Source organism: Dyella kyungheensis, assembly GCF_016905005.1.
Classification (GTDB): domain Bacteria; phylum Pseudomonadota; class Gammaproteobacteria; order Xanthomonadales; family Rhodanobacteraceae; genus Dyella; species Dyella kyungheensis.
In genome coordinates this window covers 1-1225 of the sequence record NZ_JADIKC010000022.1, presented here as the reverse complement: position 1 = coordinate 1225, position 1225 = coordinate 1, and the positions used below count along the sequence as shown (strand labels likewise).

The 1225-nt window shown below is 61.5% G+C and carries 1 protein-coding gene; it reads left to right on the top strand.

Features of this window, described 5'->3' with window-relative positions:
• The first annotated feature begins 66 nt into the window (after positions 1-66).
• Positions 67-1218: an IS30 family transposase gene (locus ISP20_RS21425; RefSeq protein WP_204638243.1), complete on the top strand. Its 1152-nt coding sequence runs from the start codon at positions 67-69 to the stop codon at positions 1216-1218.
• Positions 1219-1225: the final 7 nt, after the last annotated feature.

Genomic DNA, 1225 nt, shown 5'->3' with positions numbered 1-1225 from the left:
TGCGGCTTCAGCCGGTCAACGCAACACACTATAGACGCCCAAGCGTGAGGAGTGTTGCCCATGGCTATGCCCCGGAAGCATTTCACAGACGCGGATCGGACCCTGATATGGGACCGATGGCAGCAAGGTGAGTCGCTACATCGGATCGCGCAGCGGTTGGCCACCCGCCACTCGTCGATACGCCAGGTATTGGTGCGCACTGGTGGCATTCGGCCACCGCCGCGCCATCGGTCCACCCGTGCACTGACGCTTGCTGAGCGGGAGGAGATCTCCCGCTCGGTGGCTCTTGGCCGGTCGCTCCGCTGCATCGCGGAGCATCTCCATCGAGCCCCCTCCACCATCAGCCGCGAGATCCGGCGCAATGGCGACCGCGATAGCTACCGAGCCAACCAGGCAGACCAATGGGCCTGGGAACGCGCACGCCGCCCTAAGCCCTGCAAGCTACGTACGCATCGTGTGCTGGCTAAACTCGTGGCCGCCAAGTTGCAACGGCGGTGGTCGCCGGTGCAGATTGCCCGGTGGCTAAAGCAGCAATCCCATGGCGATGAGGAGCGTCAGGTGTCGCACGAGACCATCTATCGCAGTCTCTTCATCCAAGCCCGTGGTGCCTTGAAAAAGGATCTATTAGCGCACCTGCGCCGCCCTCGCAGCCTACGTCGATCGCGTCACCACACGCAGAAGTCAACCAACCACGGCCAACTCAGCAACATGGTGTCGATCCGGGAACGTCCGGCTGAGGTCGAGGATCGCGCCGTGCCCGGCCACTGGGAAGGCGATCTGCTGATGGGCAGCCATCACAGCCAGATCGCCACGTTAGTGGAGCGCCATACCCGCTACGTCATGTTGGTAAAGGTGCCCAGTAAAGACACCAAGACCGTGATCGATGCGCTGATCAAACATGCCCACAAGTTGCCTCGGGAACTCTATCGATCGCTGACATGGGACCGTGGCAAGGAGATGGGCGAGCACCGGCGCTTCACGTTGGCGACGGATATCCAGGTCTATTTCTGCGACCCGCAACATCCGTGGCAACGTGGCTCGAACGAGAACACCAACGGCCTGTTACGCCAGTACTTCCCCAAAGGCACCGACCTATCGGGCTACTCGCAGGCTAAACTCGACGCCGTGGCCCGGGAGTTGAATGAGCGACCGCGCCAAACGTTGAACTTTGAAACACCGGCCGAACGATTCCAGCAATGTGTTGCGTTGACCGGCTGAAGCCGCA